13 protein-coding genes and 1 riboswitch are annotated in these 20,286 nt (G+C 40.2%); of the genes, 3 read left to right on the top strand and 10 right to left on the bottom strand.

Annotated elements, in window-relative coordinates; translation table 11 throughout:
• Positions 1-180: 180 nt before the first annotated feature.
• The 5 genes from NCCP133_RS12040 to NCCP133_RS12060 all read right to left on the bottom strand — a co-directional run bounded on the left by NCCP133_RS12040 (position 181) and on the right by NCCP133_RS12060 (position 10,844).
• The gene (locus NCCP133_RS12040; RefSeq protein WP_264805246.1) at positions 181-2,472 is read right to left on the bottom strand and encodes an S-layer homology domain-containing protein; all 2,292 of its coding nucleotides are present in this window, start codon (positions 2,470-2,472) and stop codon (positions 181-183) included.
• A 196-nt stretch (positions 2,473-2,668) separates the two neighbouring features.
• Positions 2,669-4,108, bottom strand: coding sequence for an O-antigen ligase family protein (locus NCCP133_RS12045; protein ID WP_264805247.1), 1,440 nt, complete (start codon positions 4,106-4,108; stop codon positions 2,669-2,671).
• Between the two features lie 133 nt (positions 4,109-4,241).
• Entirely contained in the window at positions 4,242-5,861 is a 1,620-nt protein-coding gene (locus NCCP133_RS12050; protein WP_264805248.1) for a hypothetical protein, read from the bottom strand.
• A 192-nt stretch (positions 5,862-6,053) separates the two neighbouring features.
• Positions 6,054-8,795, bottom strand: coding sequence for an S-layer homology domain-containing protein (locus tag NCCP133_RS12055; RefSeq protein ID WP_264805249.1), 2,742 nt, complete (start codon positions 8,793-8,795; stop codon positions 6,054-6,056).
• Between the two features lie 1,218 nt (positions 8,796-10,013).
• Positions 10,014-10,844, bottom strand: a complete 831-nt coding sequence (locus tag NCCP133_RS12060; RefSeq protein ID WP_264805251.1) for a hypothetical protein — start codon at positions 10,842-10,844, stop codon at positions 10,014-10,016.
• A 197-nt stretch (positions 10,845-11,041) separates the two neighbouring features.
• Between NCCP133_RS12060 and NCCP133_RS12065 the strand changes: the two genes are divergently transcribed.
• Complete coding sequence (locus NCCP133_RS12065; protein WP_264805252.1) at positions 11,042-12,034, top strand: C40 family peptidase; 993 nt, start codon at positions 11,042-11,044, stop codon at positions 12,032-12,034.
• A 115-nt stretch (positions 12,035-12,149) separates the two neighbouring features.
• On the opposite strand, the gene NCCP133_RS12070 is transcribed toward NCCP133_RS12065, so the two are convergent.
• Complete coding sequence (locus tag NCCP133_RS12070; protein ID WP_264805253.1) at positions 12,150-13,412, bottom strand: S-layer homology domain-containing protein; 1,263 nt, start codon at positions 13,410-13,412, stop codon at positions 12,150-12,152.
• A 177-nt stretch (positions 13,413-13,589) separates the two neighbouring features.
• A complete protein-coding gene (locus tag NCCP133_RS12075; RefSeq protein ID WP_264805255.1) occupies positions 13,590-14,660 on the bottom strand; it encodes an S-layer homology domain-containing protein in 1,071 nt (356 codons plus the stop codon).
• Positions 14,661-15,695: 1,035 nt separating this feature from the next.
• Here NCCP133_RS12075 and NCCP133_RS12080 point away from each other — a divergent pair.
• On the top strand, positions 15,696-16,625 hold the full coding sequence (locus NCCP133_RS12080) for an LCP family glycopolymer transferase (RefSeq protein ID WP_264805256.1): 930 nt from the start codon (positions 15,696-15,698) through the stop codon (positions 16,623-16,625).
• Between the two features lie 140 nt (positions 16,626-16,765).
• On the opposite strand, the gene NCCP133_RS12085 is transcribed toward NCCP133_RS12080, so the two are convergent.
• Positions 16,766-17,005 (bottom strand): hypothetical protein, encoded by a 240-nt coding sequence (locus tag NCCP133_RS12085; RefSeq protein ID WP_264805257.1) that lies wholly within the window; start codon positions 17,003-17,005, stop codon positions 16,766-16,768.
• Between the two features lie 142 nt (positions 17,006-17,147).
• Positions 17,148-17,231, bottom strand: a riboswitch (cyclic di-GMP riboswitch).
• Positions 17,232-17,502: 271 nt separating this feature from the next.
• On the opposite strand from NCCP133_RS12085, the gene NCCP133_RS12090 reads away from it, so the two are divergent.
• Positions 17,503-17,961, top strand: coding sequence for a hypothetical protein (locus NCCP133_RS12090; RefSeq protein WP_264805258.1), 459 nt, complete (start codon positions 17,503-17,505; stop codon positions 17,959-17,961).
• 38 nt (positions 17,962-17,999) lie between these two features.
• On the opposite strand, the gene NCCP133_RS12095 is transcribed toward NCCP133_RS12090, so the two are convergent.
• Both NCCP133_RS12095 and NCCP133_RS12100 read right to left on the bottom strand, forming a co-directional pair.
• Positions 18,000-18,620 carry a cell wall hydrolase gene (locus NCCP133_RS12095; RefSeq protein WP_264805259.1) on the bottom strand — a complete coding sequence of 207 codons (621 nt, stop codon included), beginning with the start codon at positions 18,618-18,620 and terminating at the stop codon, positions 18,000-18,002.
• Positions 18,621-18,825: 205 nt separating this feature from the next.
• The gene (locus tag NCCP133_RS12100; RefSeq protein ID WP_264805261.1) at positions 18,826-20,283 is read right to left on the bottom strand and encodes an aldehyde dehydrogenase family protein; all 1,458 of its coding nucleotides are present in this window, start codon (positions 20,281-20,283) and stop codon (positions 18,826-18,828) included.
• Between the last annotated feature and the right edge of the window lie 3 nt (positions 20,284-20,286).

Consider the following 20,286-nt stretch of genomic DNA (forward strand, 5'->3'; position numbering starts at 1 on the left):
TGTCAAGTAAAATGATTTTTTGGAGAATGATAGTGTATAATAATGTAAAAATTTATCAGATTTTCTGATAATCCATGTAAATTAAGGGATTTACAGAGAAAACATCCTATAAATTACCAGTGGGCTCTTTTTTATAGAGTAAGACTGTCTAACGCCATGCGCAAGGCGCTTTTGCTTTTGTTATTGATTGATAATTCTATATAGAAACGCACTATATTGTGCTCTAGTAACCGTATTGCCCGGCCGGAATGTGTTGTCAGGATAACCTGTTGTAATCTCATTGTAAGCAAGAGAGCCAATTGCTTTGTATGCCCAATACGTTGGCTTAACATCGGCAAAGTCCTTTTCAGGCATTCCCTGAAGATGATAGGCATTCTGCAAAATAGCCGCCATCTGTGCTCTTGTTAAATTGCCTTCCGGATCAAACCTATTCCCTTCTTTTCCTCCCATGATTCCAGCATTTTGGACTGCTGCAATAATGGAATAGTAGCGATGATCCGTCGGCACATCACTAAATCCAGGATTTGTTACATTAGAGGTTTCAAGCTTCAGCGCCCTTTGAAGCAAGATCGCCGCATGAGCCCTTGTCAGTTTATCACCAGGTTTGAATTCTCCGGATGGATATCCGCTAATGATGCTGTTTTTACTTAAGTACATGATTTCCTTGTACGCCCAGTACTCAGAGTTAACATCTGTAAATTCGCCTGGTGCAGGAGCAGGCGCTGATCCGGCAATTTCTACCGGGATGGATGCTGTTGATTTTCCTGCGGCAGCAATGATTTTGCCTTTAGCAGTGGTTTTGCCAGCCGTAAACTTACCATCCTGAGTAATCGTTCCAATATCTCCGCTCACAGACCACTTCACTTGTGATTGATTATAAATTACTGGCTTGCCAGCATTATCTAAACCCGTAGTGGAAAGCGCCTTAGTTTGTCCGGCTGAAAGCTTCAAGCTAGATGGTGAAATGGAGAACTTGTCAATCGAGTCAACAACTGTGACCGTAAGACCTCTTGAAGCATTTCCGTATTTGCCTGTTACCGTTCCTTGCCCTGCCTCGTTAGCTGTGAATTGATTCCCATTCATAGTACCAATACGATTAGATACAGAGAATGCAATGTTTGCAGGGTCAAAGCTTAATGGATTATAATATTGATCCAATACATAATTGGCTGTGATATCCACTGAAGAACCGACTAGCACTTTGCCTGCTGTTTTTTGTGTAATTCTCATAAATGCCGGCTGACCAATTGGAGCAGTGCTAATCGCCTGCAATGTGGAGGATATATATCGCTCCCGCCCGTCTGACGGCCTATTCGCTAATACCACCTGATTGCTTCCATAATTTCGAATCCCCATTGCCGTCGATCCGCCGCCATCAAGGTTCAGCGCACGGTCTGCACCAATAGAAACCAAGTATTGTGCAAATTCTGTCAAGTTCATTCCATTGCTGTAGCCAGGCTGTCTGCCATCAACGGTTACAAAAAACACTTTTTTCTTTGTTTTGTCAATCGCAACCGCCGTTCTGGATGTTCTTTCTTTTGCGCGGGAACTGTTTGGATCCATTGTCATGGATACTTTGCCGTCCTTAACAAGCATAGGACCGCTTGCCATCATATATTTAGAATTCTGCCATTTGGAATCGATGCTTACTTTTATCTGCACGGAATCTCCAATTGCCATTCCTTGTAGAGGATCTAGCCACTTGCTGCCGTTTAACGAAAGAACAAAACCATTTTTTGGAATAAGGGTATTGGTTTTATCACCATATTTCCTAATAGCCGTAACTTTTCCGCTCAAAACGTCGCCAAATTGCAATGGCTGGCGGATCGTGCTATCTGAAGTAATGATGTACTCCATTCCATAGCTGTTTGTATTTGTATAGCCATTTTCATGGCTAGAAGTATAGAGGATCGCTTCGTTGGAATCTCTCATTCTATTTAATCCTGAAAGGGTAAATGTCTGATCTTTATAAGTTAAGGCTGTTTTGAAATTGTAATGATCGATCTCTGCATTGCCATTACTTAAAATTCCAAACGCAATTGGTTCACTCACATATTTATCTTTTTCCTGAGAGATAATCCCGCCATTGACAATCTGATTATTCTTAGATAATAAATAAAGGGGCATTCTTGTCGTCATATCAAAAAAGGAACCATTAATTGCGCCCACGACCCGATGGCCTTCAAAACTATTAGCATTGGCTGCACTTGTAGTCGTTGCTGTTTTATGAATAGGCTCAGGAATTCCTACTTCTAAAGAGGTATAAGAATCACCCAAATTCACTTCAAGGGTGTTGACAGCTTGTTTCAAATCAGAATTTGTGATTGTTATATTCTTATAGTCAACACCAGGTGAAACGTTAAATTGCTTGTTAACCAGAGTAGCTGCCTCCACCTGATAATCGCCTAGTCCAAAACCCATTAGTTGTACAAAAAGCATAAGAGCGGCGATCATGGAGATTTTATTCCGCACTATTATTCCTCCCTTGGAAAATATAAGATGTTGCGTCAATCTTTTGACGCTATTACATATATTAACAAACTTCCCCCATATTCTCTATCATTCTATTAACCTTTTCGACATAATGGCATAAATTACCGTATAATATTACTTATTTTGCAATAAAAAAACCCCCGCTGTCTTGCCAACAGCAGGGGTTTTAGCGGGATTAAGCTTTTTTCTTATAAAAACCTTTCATTGCAGCATATGCTCCGAAAATCATAAAGAAGTACATGGTATATAATTTCAGTTCCCAGATGTTATAATACATGCCGCTTACTCCTGTAGCAAACCATAGAGCAATCATTACTTTGGGAAAATGTCCTTCATTCCGATGCTTCCAGAAGATGGCCAGCATAAGCAATAAAAAGGCAGCAAACAGGATCACTCCAATAGTACCTGTTTCCGCTATTACCTGGATATACTGGTTATCTGAATAAAAGTATTTGCCGCCGTAAATATCTGATCGGATTCCGTATTCATCATATATAGGCGAGCCATACGATAAGGTCGCGGACCCTCCAAATGTACCGAAGCCTGTTCCAGTTATAGGATGGTCCCTAAATACTTCAAACCCTTTTTTAATATAAAAAAAACGGCCGCTCTGTGACATCAATTCGAGATTTTCTTCATCAAAGGTTGATTTAAATCTATCTTTCAGGCCGCCTGTACCAAGACCGTCTCCACCCTCAATTCCAAGTGACTGGATAAATCCAACCCCGGCATTGACAGGTAGATAGACGAGGACAAAACCAAGAATACCTGAAATCAGTAAAGGTTTCAAAACCCTCCAATATCTGCTTAATAGGAAGAAAACAGCAAAGCCGACGGCAATGGCAATCCACGTTCCTCTTGAATAGGTCAGCAGAAGGATCCCTGTGAAAAGGGTCAGAAAGGCATAGAGCCATTTTCTTTCTTTTCCTTTTGCTGTTTCCAGCAAAACCAGCACCAAAACAATGGTGAATCCTAAATATAATGCCAATGAGTTAGGATTGCCCGGCAAGCCATAGATACGGACAATATTTGTAGCAGATAGCATTTTCTGGCTCCATGCTTCAGGCAAAAGCCATTGCCTCATGGAAAGTTTCTCAATAATTCCGTGTATGCTGACTAAAACGGATAATCCAATCGTAACCCAAGAGAACTTCACGATATCTTTGTAGTCGATATCCATTCGTGAAACGATATAGTATAGAAGGTACATAATCACAAATGTACGGACCTGAAAAATAATAGCCGCAATCGAAACGCCACTTGTCAGGGCAATTACCGAACCGAATGCCAAGAAAATAAAGAATGCCCACTCAAATGTTTTAAAGCGAAATAAACTCTTCCAGCCGTGCCTTGCAGCTATGAAGATTTTAAGTAGCAGAATAAAAGTTATTGCATCACCGGCAAGCATTAATCCTGAATTCACTTCAGTCAAAAAGGGCCTTATTGGCACATATAAAATAAGCAGAAGCAATCCGACTTTCGGCCGCCAAAACGCCATAGCGGAAAGAATCACAGTAACCACAACTAAACTAATTTTACTCGGGAGCAGAAGCCCCAAAAATAACAGCGCAAAACCCGCCATTAACAAAAAATATGGCTGTAACTTCGATTTCATTGTCAAATCCCTTTCCTGGATGTATATTAAACCTATTTTTCGCATGCATTCTTTCTCATATTACAAAATATAAAGAATACAGTCAAAGATAAATTCAGGAAAAGGACAATAACGGAAAAATTTTTCGACTATATTAATTGCCAATTCCATAAGAATATAAGAGTTCCTGCGTATGAGAAGGAATTTTAATCCCATTATTCTTTAGATAAGACGATTTAGACTCCAGAAAAGTTTCAATTATAGGTAAATTCTCCTGATTTATTTTACTCCATAATCCATAAGTTTTCAGCAGATCCTCTAATGTGAGCAATTCATAGTCTCTGCCAATAAACGTCAAATCAGGGTTTACTTTATACCAGGTATCTCCATCCTCGCGGAGCCACTGTGTGTCTAACCCGCTTATCCCTTCCTGCACAATCTCTGCTCCTCTCAGATACTTCTCATCTGAAGTAGAAAGATAAGCTTCTAATAAAATATTGAGTCCGCCAAGTCCGTGGTTTAATGAGGTATGAGTAAGAACAGGATCATAAACGGCGAAATAATCAGGGATCAATGCACCTTGTTCATTAACAGGAATTACATTCCCGGTTTCGATTTGGCTAAGCAAAAAGTCTGCATAAGAAAGCAGCGGTTCCCGTAAATGGCTGACTGCTAATGCCTCTCCAACATCCCTTAAATAAAGTGCTATGTACTCGTTAAATCTTGTATCGATAAAGGGTGCCGTCATATTGTAAAGGTCCAGCAAGTAAGTAGAAGTGACTTCTGTTTCCCAGAACGTTTTTTCACCTCTGAAGTTCAGCAGATCAGCAACAGAGTTGGATACTAAATTATAGTAATATCGTTCATTTGTCTTGTTCCATCGGTCAAACGCTTCAGCTTCTCTGAAATTAAGGAGTGTTCTTCCATATCCCATTTTAGAGCGCGGCTGCGGTTCAACCGTTAATACCATTTTGTTATATGGGCCATCAGAGGTATACCATTTATTTGTTTTTCGATAGTTAAGGGAACTGTATTTCATCCAGCTTAATAACTCTTTTTCACTTTCGAAAAGCTTGCTGTCAGAGAACATAAGCCATTGCTCGACAATATCTTTACCCGTTGATTGCAGGGAAATGGCTACGTTTTTCCCCTCTTCTGTTTCCGTTTTTGTTACCGCATCTGCTTCCGCTTTGAGTTCGCGGATTACACTTTTATTGGCATATTCATATCGTTTAATATGCTCAATCGACTGATACGATTTGCCTATCATGATTTGCTTAATCGTTTGTCCTGCCTGTTGAATATCCAATAATCCTGTAGGATAAGAGGTTCTATCCTCCCCCATTGCAGCTGATTCTCCAGCCGGTTTTGGAAACTGGCTGAATTCTTTAAGCTCCAGCTCTGCGTCTGGTGAAAAACTCCAGTCAAGTTCCATATAAAAATGAAATCGCTTGTTATTATCTACTTTAGTAAACAAAAAGAAATCCCCATTAGCAAACTCGCGTTTGACAATTTCTAAAGTGCCAGCTTTATAGTTAAACCGCTTAATATTATATGAATAAACGGTTTCCTCAGCCAGCGGATAACTCTTTTTCTTTACTCTTAATGCTTCGATCGGATGTGAAGTTTTGATAAGGACTCTATTATTCTCAGATAAATCCAAAGTCGTCACGTGATACGTCTCACCGGAAGCAGCTGCCTCTGACGAAAAGATTCCCATACATAAAAATACCCCTAACAAAACGGCTAATCTCTTTAATCTCTTTAATCTCATTATGTACCCCCTACTATTTACCTATGATAATAAGATTAAAGGATTTTGGGCTGAAATTCAAATAATGTTTAAATAATCCAGCAGGTTTTAATTAAGTGACGGGTTTCTTCTATATTATATAAACTTTATTTCAATAAAAAAACAGAGGGCGCGAGTGCCCTCTGTTTAATAATGCTATTTTATTAAACTAAATTATGCTTGGTAAGCATCTCTTAAAGCTTTTAATAAGTTTACAAGCGTTTCAGTAGCTTCTTCTTCATTCGCAGCTGCTAATTTTTCGATTTCTTCATTTGTAAGATTTCCAACAAATACAGCGATATCTTCTTCAGTAAGTTCTACATCGCCAAATTTTTCTGTTAGAACTTCAACGTCTTCAGCAGTTAAAGCATTAACAGCATTTTCAATTGCTTTAATTTCTTCAACAGATGCATTCTCAAGCTCTAAAGCTGGAAGGCCTGCATCTTCCCCAGCAGCAGCTTTAATTGCATCATTCACTGCTGCAGCAAGAGCATCCTGGTCCTGGATTGTTAAATCAAACGCATAAGTTCCGCCACCATAGTTATCATCTAGCGTAACGACCACAGTAGTATTAACATCAGATGCTACATCTGCAACTGTCAATGTTTGAGCAGCTGCATTATAAGAAAGCTTGCCTTCTGCATCAACAATAGACTTAATTGCTACACCGTTTTCAAATGGGTTGGCTTCATCATCTGCAAGTTCTGTAGCAAAAGTAGCTTCCAGGTCATCGACAAACCCTGCCAGTTCTTCTGTTTCAAGGATAGTAACTGCATCCACATCTTCTGCTAGATCTACAGAAGTGATTTGCGGAGTAGAGTTTTCTATAGTAACGGTTGCAGTTGCACGTACAACACTGCCTTCTAGAAGCTGGATAGTAGCAGTACCTTCAGATACAGCTGTAACTGTTCCGTTTTCAGTATTAACAGTTGCAACATCTGTATTTAAAGACTTTAGAGTGAAACCAAGATCTGCAGCAGTAGTTACACCAGACTTCACATCGCCCTTGTATTCTTCTACAGAAAGCTGAACTGTGTCATCTGCCGCATCGAAAATATCTAATGTTAAATCATCAGATTCAGAATCACTATCAGCAACAGCTAACTTATAGCCATCTACATCTTCATCAGAAACATCGATAATTGTTAGTGATACAGTTCCAATTGTAGTTTCTCCAGATTTAACAACTAATGTTTCAGTTCCTTCAGCAACCGTCAGGCCATCTACTACTAGTTTGGAATCATCAGTAGTGTATGAAGCTTTCAAGCCCTTTACAACTTCTGAATCTTCTGTTTGTGTTTCAACTGTCAATGTTTTATTAGAACGAAGCTTTTCTCCGTATTGGTCTAAAACAGTTAATTCTACAGACTGATTAGAACCAGCTTGGATTGTTGCTGCATTTTCTTCAACACTGTAAGCTTTTTGTGGTGCCACAACGGTAAGATTATATGATACAGACTTATCGTTTACTGAAACTGTAATAGTAGTGCTGCCAGCTTTTAAAGGTGTGATCTTACCAGAGCTGCTGACAAGTGCTACCGTTGGGTTGCTAGAAGAATAGTTGATTTGTCCTGTTACATTTTCAGGAAGATGAGCATTGTCACCAGTGTTCTGATCAATTGTTTCACCTTGGAAGTTAACACCTTTCGTAACAACTACATTAGGTGTCTCTTCTATAGTAATATAGTCAAGACCCCAAACTTTACCATTTTCCACTAAAGATAGTTCAGTTGGAGCTACTACAACATCTGCGCTTGTAGCTGTTACAGTTTGAAGATCTGACTCAAAAGTTTTTCCTTCAGCGTCAGTTACTACCACCTTATATTGGAATGAGTAACCTTCTGTAAGTTCGTTTTTAAGCTGACCAGTTTCACTTGCTGACTTTCCGCCTTCAAATACAGCTTTAGTGGATTGGAATTCAACTTTATACCCAGCTTCAACAAGCTCTTGAATAGAGATTGCTTCACCTTTGTTAATTTCAAAGCTTACAAATTGAGGGTTTTCAAGTTTTCCGCTGGCAACTTTTGTTGTTGTAGCTTCTACACTATCAACAATTAGTTCACCTTTCTCAACAATTACTTTAACTGAAGCTTTAAGATCCGTGCCTTCTACAGTACCTTCAACTACATACTCACCAGGAGCAGAGAAGTCTGTTTCTTCCCAAGCAACCGCAACATCTTCTTTGCTGTCATCAGAATAAGTAACTTCCACCACTTCAGGAAGGACAACTTCTTCACCTTCAACCACAGTGATGTCAGCTACTGGAGAGATAGCAGTAATTTCTGTTGCTGGCATTTCCATTGCACGGTATAAGAATGTAGCAAAGTGTCCTCGGCTTACGTTGCCTTTAGGATCGAATGAGCCGTCAGCTTTACCCGTTGTGATTCCGTACTGAGCAAGGATTTTTACGTTTTCTTTATGTGATTCACTGATTTTTTCCGAGTCAGTGAAAGTAACTTCTTCACCAGTGTCTTCTAAGTTAAATGCACGAACAATTACAGAAGCCATTTGCTCACGAGTTAGTTCGTCTCCAGCTCCGAAGATTGTTCCGTTCGCTTTACCGCCGAAGATTCCAGCTGCTTTTGTAGCTGCTGCTGCTTCAGCAAATACTGATTGATCACTCACATCTTCGAAAGCGTCAAGATCAGAAGGAATATCTAAATCTAATGCTGCAGTTAATAGGTTAGCAGCTTGTCCGCGGTTAAGGATGACGGAAGAACGGAAAGTTCCATCTGGATAACCGTTGATGATTCCATCTTGAGCCAGAGCCATGATTTCAGTGTATGCCCAATGTCCTTCTTTAATATCAGAGAAAGATTTTACATCTGCACTTGCTGCTGGAGCGATTGCAGAAGCTACTACTGCAGCTGTTACAGATCCAGCGATGAATTTACGCATGTTAGTTTTTGAAGCCATTTTAAACAATTCCTCCTAGTATATATAGATTAGTAATCTACTAAAATAATGATCGCAATGAAGATGCTGTTAACTTTGTATGTATTATCCCATTGCTGACATTTTTATACTAACATGACATTTAGAGATAATCATACAGGTTAATCTTGGCAATAGTGGAATCATTAATCAAATTAGTCTTACTAATTTATCATCTACATGTATTTTTAGGCATTTTTATATTATTTATTTCCTATTATCTTAAAAATTACCAACCTTGCTGCATCAAGGATTTTCCATCAAAAGATAATCTAAGTGGACTATTTTTCTTTAATTTTCTAATAAAAGGGGTTATTTCAAAAATGATGAATTAGTCCTGTGTTTTTTCCATTTAATATTTCTGTAACACTACTTGGAGATATAGATTCATTTTTAATTTTGATAGATTTAAAACTAATTGAAGGTGGAAGAACAGAATAAAAGGGATCTTTAAGATGGGAGTTTTAAAGTTTCGATGGGATGAAAGACGGTTAATTGCCAGAAAGAGTTAAAGGTACCTGAAGGGAAATAAAAAAGGAGCTATTCCACTGAAGAAAATAGCTCCTAAAGGACGAGGTCATCTATATAGGATGAATAGATTTCCTCGGCTGGTAATTATATTTTACCGTTTTAGCAACTTTATGAATACTTGAAAAATATGGTACGAGTTCATTCGAGACAATGAACTGGATTTATTTACCTTTACTTGTATCCTTATATCTATTTTTCTGCTTATGACCAAAATCATTAATTTAAACCAATTCACTTACATTTTTACATAATATTTACTAACAATAAAATTTTTGGTATTTATTCCATAAAATATGGGTATTTTATTTAAAAAAATATGGATATAATAATCATGCGATAAGCTTTTGGCTGGTAAACCAGCCGTAACCCACTGGTGGTTCGGTGGGTCTTTTTTTTTGTCTTTTTCAGGCACCCTTATTTGTTTTGGGTGCTTTTTTTTCATCACATTGGTTCATTTGCAACCAATAAGCCAATAGAGTGGTTTTCTTTCCATATTCGATCAAAGTTTTTTAATGGAACTGGCCTGTTTCCGGCATAAGGTTATATTTCCGGAGTAAATCCCGGCCTTTTCTGCGACTGGATAAACCAGTCTGTATATCCGCCGCCGCTCGGATTAAAAGGATATGAGGAAGAATACGATTCTATTTCCAAATAAAAAAAAGAAGGAGGTTATCTATATCGTTCTTTTACAAGAGTAAAGCTTGGCTTATAAGCCTTGCTTATTTGTGAAACACTGGTAAAAAACATTGTCTGCAGACTTACAGAATTTCCATCCAGTTGATTTTCAGACAGCAGATTTTGATCCAATGAGTTCTCTTCTATAAAACTGCTCTTTGCTTCACTGGCTTTGTCTATAGAAGTGGGAAATGTTCCGGCAGCCAATTCTTCAACATGCTGTTTAGCACTGGCGTTTTCCTGAAAATACGGATTCTCATGCCACATATTTTGCTCAAACTTACCTTGTGATAGAACAAGTGAGGAGTTCCACTTACTGTCAAAATACTCATCCCCTGGTTCAGGAACTCCATACCGGCTGGCAAGTTCTGATGTATGGTTCAACCCGACAATATAGGGTACGATTCCAGGTGCATGATTAAAGTCATTGATAGCTTCTTCTAAGCTCTTCTCCCACTTTAAGATCTCCCCCTGATCAGCTGAAGCTTTGGCTTCCTGAAGGGATCGAATCTTTGACTCAATTAAATTCCCATAGTAAATCTTATTTTGGACCGGCCTCCCATCGACCTGTTCATACCAGGCAGGATGCTGCTTCGCTTGAAATTCATGGTACCTTGTCCAGTCATCACTTCGGATTGATTCCATTATCAAGTCATTCCGTTTTATCTTTATATCAAAAAGCGGATTCACTTTTCTGGCCTCATCATCAAAAATAAGCTTCCATGAACTCTCTAGAGTCCCAGAAGGTCCGGCATTATTCGTTCTCACAAGCATTCCATTATTCGGAATAGAGCTTTTCATATCTTGAGGAAGAATAACTTTCATCTTTTTCCCCTTTCGACAATTGTTTCCAATATTATAGCATATAAGGACTAGTTCCCAATACCTTTTTTAGTCATAAATTCACATTATTCCCCTTCTTTACTGATCAGAACCAAATTTGTTACCTAAATGTAAAATAGAAAAATTCGACAATATGCTATGATTTAGGTGTGAAAACAAGCGAAAGAGGGTATATGAATATGTTAAAACGCAAAATTATGACATTCTTTGCAGCAATCATCTGTTTAACACTATTCTTCCAGGAAAAAACAGAGGCCGCAGAACCTATTAATTATAATCAGCTGGTGCCCCTCTCAAAACTTTACATCGGTGTACCCTATCAATTTGGCGGGACAAGCCCTGTTGGGTTTGACTGTTCCGGATACATACAATTTGTTTATAAAAAAATCGGCATTCATCTTCCAAGAATGACAAGCGACCAATTCCATACAGGTGTAAGTGTCGATAAAAGAAACCTAAGGGTTGGCGATCTTGTATTCTTTGAAACATACAAAAAAGGGCCTTCCCATTCCGGGATCTACCTTGGGAATAACGAATTTATCCATGCTTCATCTTCAAAAGGAGTCATGATATCAAAGATTGATGATCCTTATTATTGGGGACCGCGCTATTTGGGAGCGAAAAGAGTATTAAACTATCAATTGCCATTAGGGAAGTTTAAGGATATTCCCAGCAGCTTTTGGGCAGAAGACCAGATATCAGATTTAAATAAAAAGGAAATTATCGTTGGATATGAAGGCAGTCAGTTTAAGCCTGACTTGGATATGACACGTGCAGAGGTTGCTGCTCTCATTGCCGAAGTATTTGAATTAAATATCGCTGACCGTTCCAGTAAGTTTAAGGATGTGCCAAAAGATTATTGGGCTCTTGGGGCCATAAATGCCGTACAAAAAGCAGGTATCATCAAAGGAGATTCTACAGGCAGCTTCAGGCCAGAAGAAACTCTTTCAAGAGAGCATCTTGCATTAATTTTCACAAGAGCCTTTGACCTTACCCCTGTGAAGACACCGGTTGATTTTAAAGATATTCCAAAGGACTACTATGCTGCTGATGCAATTCAAAGACTGGCAGCATCCGGCATTACAACAGGTAAGGAAGACGGCACCTTTGCACCAAAACAGCTTGTTAACAGAACTCAATTCGCCGTCTTTCTTTCTAGAGGAATGAAGTAAAAGACAAAAAACAGCCGCTATTTTACTAGACGGCTGTTTTTTTCTTACTATCAGAATTTTTATCCTTTTGAACTTTGATAACTGTCTAGCTCCAGGCGCCCTGCGCTTTTCTTGTTTATTTTAATACATTCATTGTGCGTACTAAAATTACTGCGAAGTGAGATCTTTTTGTAGGATCATTGGGACGGAACCTTCCATCTTCGTAACCGTTTACGATATCATTGGAAGCGAGCGTATTTATATACTCTTTCGCCCAAAAGCCAGAATGCACGTCCTTAAAGTGCGTTTGCCTTTTTGGCTGTAAATCAAAAGCCAAAGTGATAATTTTAGACATTTGTGCTCTGGTTAAATGACTGTCAGGATTGAATTTTTCAGCACTTTGGAACAAGCCAACCTCTGTCATTTTTGCAATTTCATAGTAAGCAGGATGGTTTTTATCCACATCCTGAAAGCCCGGGTCTATAGGGACTGAGGCTGTAACAGGAATGACGTGCGCAAGCGCAGCAGCAGCCTCTGCTTTGGTTATTGGCTTTTCAGGCAGAAAGGAAAACTCTGATCTCCCGGCTAAAACGCCAGCGTTGACAAGCATCATAATCTCTTTATAAGCCCAATAGCTATCTTTGATATCATTGTATTGTGGCCAAAGCTTCGAAATTGAGAACTTTTCAAAGAATGCATCGGCCATCAGCTGGTAACCTTCTAAAGATGGGTGAACATCATTTGGTTTTGGAACGTACTTTGACCCAGTTAATCCAAACTTATCATCCACAGGAACAAATATCCCATGTCCTGCCTCTGCTGCCTTTTCAATCGCTGCGTTCAGCAACTGGCTTATTTTAATTAATTCTTCTTTCTTCTCCCCTTCTAGCTGCGGAAAAGGAAAATAGTAACCCATAACATAAACTTGAATTTTAGGATTAAGTTCTTTTATCTGTTTGACAGTCATGGCTATGTTTTCAAAAACACCGGCTAATGCAGAACGAACTGTCTCAGAATCATAAGTAAATTCACCTGTCTCGTGAATCTTTATTTGCCTTAACAGGTCATTGGCCCCTGCTGAAATAGTCACCAGGTTGGCTCTTTGCAAATCTATTTTGACATCTTCCTTTTGAATGCCCGCAAAGACTTGCTTGGAAGTAGCACCTGGCACACTGTATTCTTTTGTGAAATAGTGCAGCTTTCCATCCTTCAAAAGCCGGTCAGCAATCATATCTGCATAACCTCTCCCAACCTGCTTGTCCGGTGTCATGCCGGCTGCCAGGGAATCACCCAGTGCTATATAATGAATAGCTCCTGCCTCTGTGGTAGCTTTTGCAGGTGAATGGAAAGTGCCCAGCATAAGCAAAAACACTAATAGCATCGATAGAGTTTTCTTCATGTCTCGCCCCCCTCAAATTTTAGTGTACATACCTATTTTATAAAAACATTCTTTATGAAGAACGAAAATCATGTCGGCTTATCCCTTTTATTTTCCACTAAATAACGACATTCCTTCTTAATAAACTTGTAGATAATAATAGACAAAAGCCGGATCAAAATGATCCGGCTTTATGTCTTAGTATAATTCCTCTTCATCAAAGAAAGGAAGATAATGATAGATTTTCCATGTTCCGCTGTTTGAGTCTAACTTCAGATGATAAGCACCGTCCATTTTTGCAGTAAAGTCCATATTAAAATCCTGGCTCTTATAAACGAATGTTCCAATCATTCCGGTAGCTTCAACTGTTACAAAGCGGTCAGATGCAGAGATTACTTCAAGCTTCAGCTCTTCATCATGAATTTCTGCAGTAAAGGTTCCTTCTTCATCATCCATCAGGAATGCTGCCATCCCATATTCAGCAGCCTCTGCTTTATAGAATCCTGCTGCATTTTTTTCGTACAGGGCAGTAAGCTCCTTATATGCAGAAGTTTCTACTAAGCGATTTTCCGCCTTAATATGGTCATGGAGGAATCCAATTATCTCTTCTTGTGGCACTAGGCTGGATTGTTCCTGCTGCAGTCCTCTGTTGATCATAACAATTGCCTGCGCTCTAGTCGCTAAGTTACGTGGTTTGAAAAGATCGCCATAACCCTTTACAATCCCATTCGCCGCTGCTTTGTTAACAAACTCAAAAGCCCAGTACTCGCTGTCAACATCTGTGAATTTCTGCTTAGTTGCATCAGGGAATTGTACAGTCTTTTCAAAAGCCAGTACAATCATCTTTGTCATTTGGTCCCGGGTAATATTCGCATTTGGTGCAAAACGGCCATCTTCCTTCCCGCTGATGATTCCTAAACTGCTGGCGGTATTAACGTATTCGTAATACCAATCTGATGGTTTAACATCACGAAACGTTTTCGCTTTCCCGCTGTTTTTCAACCCTAAAGCATTTACCAGTATTTTCGTGAACTGTGCACGAGTGATCTTATTCTCAGGCTGAACAGTCATATTTAAATCTTCATCCATATAACCATCTAGAATATCAGCATTAATAAACTTATCCACTTCTTCAAATGCCCAATATTCTTCATCGATATCCATCGGGATGTAATGATCGATTGTTTTAGTCCCAGAGGCAAGAGCAAAATGACTTGGAATGAATGTTATGACTAGCCCCAGGGCAAGTAAAATTTTTAATAGTTTCAAGTGTTGGTTCCCCTCTCGAATTGAATGTATCCAAGTTGATAATAGAGGAAAAAAGAGAATTACACCATCGAAAATTAATGGTAAAGATGAAACTAACCGCTATTATTTGCTAAAAAACCCTTTTTTCTGCTGAAAAAGGGATTAAACCTATCAATTAAAGTCATTTTTTGTAGAAACTTTTGTTGTTTTATTTCTCAAAATCGCGGTATAAATCTAGTAGAGTGGAAATTGTAAAAATAATACATTCACAATAAAGGAGAGGAATAATATGAAGATTAAAGCTGGAAGCTGGAGAATGTTATCTGTGCAGGATAAAATTTTTATTCTAAAGGCAATCAGTGATCGCTCAAAAATTAAGAGAGATTTCAGATAGAGAATCCTTATTATATGGCCCATGAGAAAACAACATACCGCAAAACCTTCTTCCCTATTAAAAGTTTAAAAGAAATCTTTCCTTTGGATTAACTAATATTTATAAGATTAGCGATTGACGTTCAGGTTTCGTTGTTGCTTATTCCCCTTTGTACACAATGCCGCATTCGACCAAACAATAGAAAAGACTCCCCTTGCCTAGTCATTTTAATCCTTTAAGTAGCCCCTTCCATTATAACCCTATAGCTGGCCCTCAACTGCCAGCTTTTCAGCCTTTGCCTTTCCTTCAAAAATGGAAAGAAGCACGATTCTTCTTCCGTCTATTACAAAGGTTTCCTTACTAGAATAAGAAAAGCGCAAGCGCCTTGCCCACCCCCGACAAGCACAAGACGAGCCTCCCGGAAAGGCGTTCTTTGCCTTTTTGGGAGGCTTGGCTTGTGACCTCGAGGGGGTAGCGCTGGAGCCAGACAGTTATCGACGTTCAAAAATTATATACTTTCTTATCCTTTAAAAAGAAAAATTCACCATTGAAATTCTGTATGCTTTACTATATGTTCATTAAGAAGTTAAGCTTTTTAAAATTTGCTGGCATAAAGTGAATTCCATATAATAAAAAGCATATGGATAACATTTCAAAAGGGAACTGAAACTAGGGGTGAATCTGTGAGGAAAGAAAAGAAAAAGAAAAGGAAATGGCTCCGAATAATCGGCATCATTTTTCTTCTTTTATTACTGGGGGTTGCGGGCTACGGATTTTACATTTATTATTCTGTAACATCCGCAGTAGATACCATGCATGTGCCCATTAAACGCGAAAAATCAGATAAAAGAGAACAAACCATAACACTTGAGAAAAAAGATCCTTTCACCGTTCTGATGCTGGGGGTTGACGAACGCGAGGGAGATAAAGGGCGGTCTGACACCATGATCGTTCTCGCAGTAAACCCGCAAACCGAATCGGTAAAAATGCTGAGTATACCTCGTGATACAAGGACGGAAATAATAGGCCGGGGATCCGAAGATAAAATCAACCACTCCTATGCTTTTGGCGGTGTAGAGATGGCGATGGAAACGGTTGAAGATTTTCTTGATATCCCTATTAATTATTATGTGAAAATGAATATGGAAGGTTTTCAAGACATTGTGGATGCCGTAAACGGGGTGGATGTTTATAATGACCTGGCATTCAGAGCCGGGATGAACCAATTCAGCAAAGGTAACATCCATTTGGACGGAGAAGAAGCATTGGCTTTCGTGCGAATGAGAAAAGATGACCCCAATGGTGACTTTGGGCGTCAGCACAGGCAGCGCGAAGTGATCCAAGGAGTCATTGACAAAGGAGCCAGCTTCAGTTCTCTGACCCGTTTGGATGATATCCTTGCGGCTCTAGGCAAAAACGTGAAAACAAACATTACCTTTAGTGAAATGGTTGATATGCAAAAAAACTATAAAGATACAGGCAAAAACATCGATCAGCTTTCCATCGAAGGCGATGGCCAATATATAGGAGACATTTGGTATCTAATCGTGCCGGAAGAAGAACAGCTGCGCGTTCAAACTGAGATGAAACAGCAGCTGCAAATGAATAGGTAACAAGTCCTCTTAATTTGCCTGCAAAACAGAGGACTAGCCTCCATAAAAGGTAAAAGTGTCAGCCGCCAGCCAAAGACTATAGTCCTTGGCTGGCGGCTGACACCTGCTTTACTGGAAACCCATAAAATTTAGCAAATCCGCTAATTTCCCGCAGCTGACTGGTATTCTCCGCTTTTTACATTTCCAGTAGCGAAAATAAGATTATTTAAACATTGTTTCCTTATCCTCTCATCGCAAACAAAGTCGTATAAAAGTTCCGTTTTAAGCTTTGAAGTGATAATGGATAATTGTTCTTCCGAAGCATCCTCCATTTTGTGATCAGTTAAATATTCTTCAATTTCTCTTTCAAAGTATTCAACTGAACCAAATAACACTGTCATATCTTCTCCACCTCTCTTGTTTGAAATATTGGTCTTTAAAGGTTCTCATGTCAATGGCTATGAGAGCAAAAAGACCCTCCAAAATGTGGCGGACCCAGCTAGTAAACAATCAAAATACGTTTCCAGGTAATAACCGTACAATTTTGGCAGCCCGACGATCATAGTCCATGACCTTAGACTCGCGGCTTTGCGTCCTTATTTTTCAATAAATTTGCCTTTTTCTAATTCCTACCATAATAATAGAACTTTTGTATTTAACTTTCAACAATTTTCAGCATTTTACTACAGGTATCTCCTGCTTTTCGCATGCGACATTGTGCCTTGCTTCTGGCTGGCTGTTGAAACATTTATTTCCGCCTTAAATGATCTGTTCCCCATCCTCGGTTAAAAAAACGCAATTTTCTAAATACAGTAGGCACCATTCTGCCCACAGACATGTTTCCAGGACGGAATGAATATTCTTTTAAAGACAGCCATAAAAAGAGGGGATCTTTTCCATGAGACGCAAACATTCGGGGAAACTTTTACTTGCCATAATTGTACTCGCGTTAGCTGCTATTCTTCTGCTAAATAGTTTATTCTCTTCCCCTGATCAGCATGCTATAAATACAGTGGATGAGTTTTATTCTTACGAGCAGCAGGGCGAGTTTTCTTCTTCATGGCGAATGTTCCATCCATGGATGAAACAGAAGTTTTCGAAAGGCCATTATATCCAAGACCGAGCCCACGTGTTTATGAATCATTTTGGAGTCGATACGTTTTCTTTTAGCCTAAGTGAACCAGAAGAATTGAAGAACTGGAAACCTGCAAAAGAAGGTCCAAGTTTTAAAAAGATTTTTAAAATAAAGGTCACTCAAACCTTTAAAGGAAAATATGGGAACTTTGAAATCCACCAAGAGGTATTTGCTGTGAAGGATATGGATGAATGGACCATTCTCTGGGATTATAATAAATAATAAAAGAACTAGCCGGGACTCAGCCCGGCCTCTTTATGCTAATAGGCAAAAGTGTGGTTGCCGATTCGCTTGATCACTGTACGAGTGAAAATCCACTGATCTGTAACAAGGTTTGGATTATAGTAGTATACGGCCCCGCCAGTAGGGTCCCAGCCTAAAAAGGCATCTTTTACCGCCTGGTATGCGGTATTTCCTGGAAGCAGCCTGTATTGTCCATCATTAATCGCCGTAAAGGCATTTCTTTGATAGATAACTTGATTAATAGCATCTGGAAATTCATTCGATTCCATGCGGTTTAAGATGACGGCGGCAACGGCAACCTGCCCTTCGTAGCTTTCTCCGCGGGCTTCTCCGTTTACAATGTGCGCCATTGTGTCGACATGATAAATCATATTGGCTGTTTCAGTGCCGGTGACCCCATCCACTCTTAGCCCAAAATCACGCTGGAACTCACAAATCGCTTGAGCTGTAACCGGGCCATAATAGCCAGTTGTTTCTGTTTCAAAATAGCCAAGCTTCTTCATAAAATCCTGCACAAATGTAACCTCGGAGCCGGCAGACCCCTCTTTTAAAAGCTGGGAAGCCTTTGCCTCCGATTGAGTGTAGCCAGCTAAGAAAATAAACATCCATGCTGCTGTTATGTACTTCATTAATCGCATTACACTTCTCCTCTACAATATGTATTTCTGCTATGCTCACCTTAGTATCATCGGCGGCTTTTTATAGCACCCTTTTGCTTTACCCTAGTAAACACCATAGAAACTGATTCAAAAGTCGGCTTTTCCTATAGAGGCAATTTTTCACACATAAAAAGACAGCACCTCTGAAAACTCCGCTTCTTCAGAGGGTACTGTCTTTTAAACATTAATATTTCAATGCCACATTTTTCACCTGCGTATAATTCCGCAGCGCTTCCAAGCCTTTTTCCCGCCCAAAGCCGCTATGCTTATAACCGCCGAACGGCTGGGTGATGCCGCCGCCGGCTCCATAATGATTGATGAAGACCTGGCCGCATTCGAGCGCGCCGGCAACTCGGTGGGCACGGCTGGCGTTTTCAGTCCAAACGCCTGCAACAAGTCCGTAAGCTGTGCCGTTTGCGATTTCGATGGCTTCCTCTTCTGTTTCAAAAGTGGTAACGGTGAGAACCGGACCGAAGATTTCCTCCTGGGCGAGATGGTGGTTCGCTGGAACATTGTCAAAAATCGTCGGCTGCAGGTAATAGCCTGATTCGCATCCTTCTACCGGCTGGCGCTTGCCGCCTGCTGCCACGCGGATTCCGTCGTCCTCAGCCTCCTGCAGGAAGCCTTGGATCCGTTCGAATTGCTTTTGGTTTAACACGGGTCCGAGGTCCGGATTATTGATTCCCGGCCCAATGGTCAGCTCCTCCATGGCAGCTGCCAGCTTTTGCACAAATTCCTCCTTGATCGATTTCTCGATGACCAAGCGGGAGCCCGCTGAACAGGTTTGGCCTGCATTTTGCACAATCGACTTCAATACCCACTCCAATGCTATTTCTTCATTGCAGTCAGCAAACACCACATTCGGTGACTTGCCGCCAAGCTCAAGGGTGACTGGGATAATATTCTTGGCTGCTGTTTCCATGACTCGCTTTCCTGTTTCGACTGAACCCGTAAAGGTAATATGGTTAACACCAGGATGAGCAGATAAGGCGGCTCCTGCCTCATGGCCATAGCCTGTTACCACATGGAGGATCCCTTTTGGCAGTCCGAGGCTCTCCATTAATTCCACAAGCTTCAGCGTTGAAAGCGGAGTATCTTCAGCAGGCTTTAAGACGGAGGCATTGCCGGTTGCGATTGATACGGCAATGCTCCTTGCCGCAATTTGCAGCGGGTAATTCCAAGGGATGATATGCCCGATGACACCAAGCGGTTCACGGACCGTATAATCAATGATGCCCCTCTCCACTGGAATCGTTTCTCCCATAATCTTATCTGCCACACCTGCATAGAATTCGAAATAGCGGGCAGAAATTTCAACGTCCGTTTCTGCCTGGATAAGCGGCTTTCCAACATTCAGTGTCTCAAGCCTCGCTAATTCTGCTTTGTTTTCACGGATGAGGTCGGCTGTTTTAAACAGCAGCCTTCCCCGGTTATGAGCTTGAAGTGACTTCCACTCCTCCGAACGGAATGCTTTTTTCGCAGCCTTGACAGCCCTGTCGACTTCAGCCGCACCACCGCGTGGGACTTGAGCCAAAACAGATCCATCCGCGGGATTCTTCACTTGTATTAATCTATTTTCATCGGGAACAACCCATTCTCCATCAATATAGCAGCCTTGGATTTTAGCACCTGTTGCTTCCACTGC

This window comes from Cytobacillus sp. NCCP-133 (assembly GCF_026011715.1).
Taxonomy (GTDB): domain Bacteria; phylum Bacillota; class Bacilli; order Bacillales; family Cytobacillaceae; genus Cytobacillus.

Coding starts and splice junctions, on each gene's coding strand:
- NCCP133_RS12045 (WP_264805247.1), bottom strand. CDS start 4,108: ATGAAATCGAAGTTACAGCCATATTTTTTGTTAATGGCGGGTTTTGCG.
- NCCP133_RS12050 (WP_264805248.1), bottom strand. CDS start 5,861: ATGAGATTAAAGAGATTAAAGAGATTAGCCGTTTTGTTAGGGGTATTT.
- NCCP133_RS12055 (WP_264805249.1), bottom strand. CDS start 8,795: ATGGCTTCAAAAACTAACATGCGTAAATTCATCGCTGGATCTGTAACA.
- NCCP133_RS12060 (WP_264805251.1), bottom strand. CDS start 10,844: ATGAAAGTTATTCTTCCTCAAGATATGAAAAGCTCTATTCCGAATAAT.
- NCCP133_RS12065 (WP_264805252.1), top strand. CDS start 11,042: ATGTTAAAACGCAAAATTATGACATTCTTTGCAGCAATCATCTGTTTA.
- NCCP133_RS12070 (WP_264805253.1), bottom strand. CDS start 13,412: ATGAAGAAAACTCTATCGATGCTATTAGTGTTTTTGCTTATGCTGGGC.
- NCCP133_RS12085 (WP_264805257.1), bottom strand. CDS start 17,005: ATGACAGTGTTATTTGGTTCAGTTGAATACTTTGAAAGAGAAATTGAA.
- NCCP133_RS12090 (WP_264805258.1), top strand. CDS start 17,503: ATGAGACGCAAACATTCGGGGAAACTTTTACTTGCCATAATTGTACTC.
- NCCP133_RS12095 (WP_264805259.1), bottom strand. CDS start 18,620: ATGCGATTAATGAAGTACATAACAGCAGCATGGATGTTTATTTTCTTA.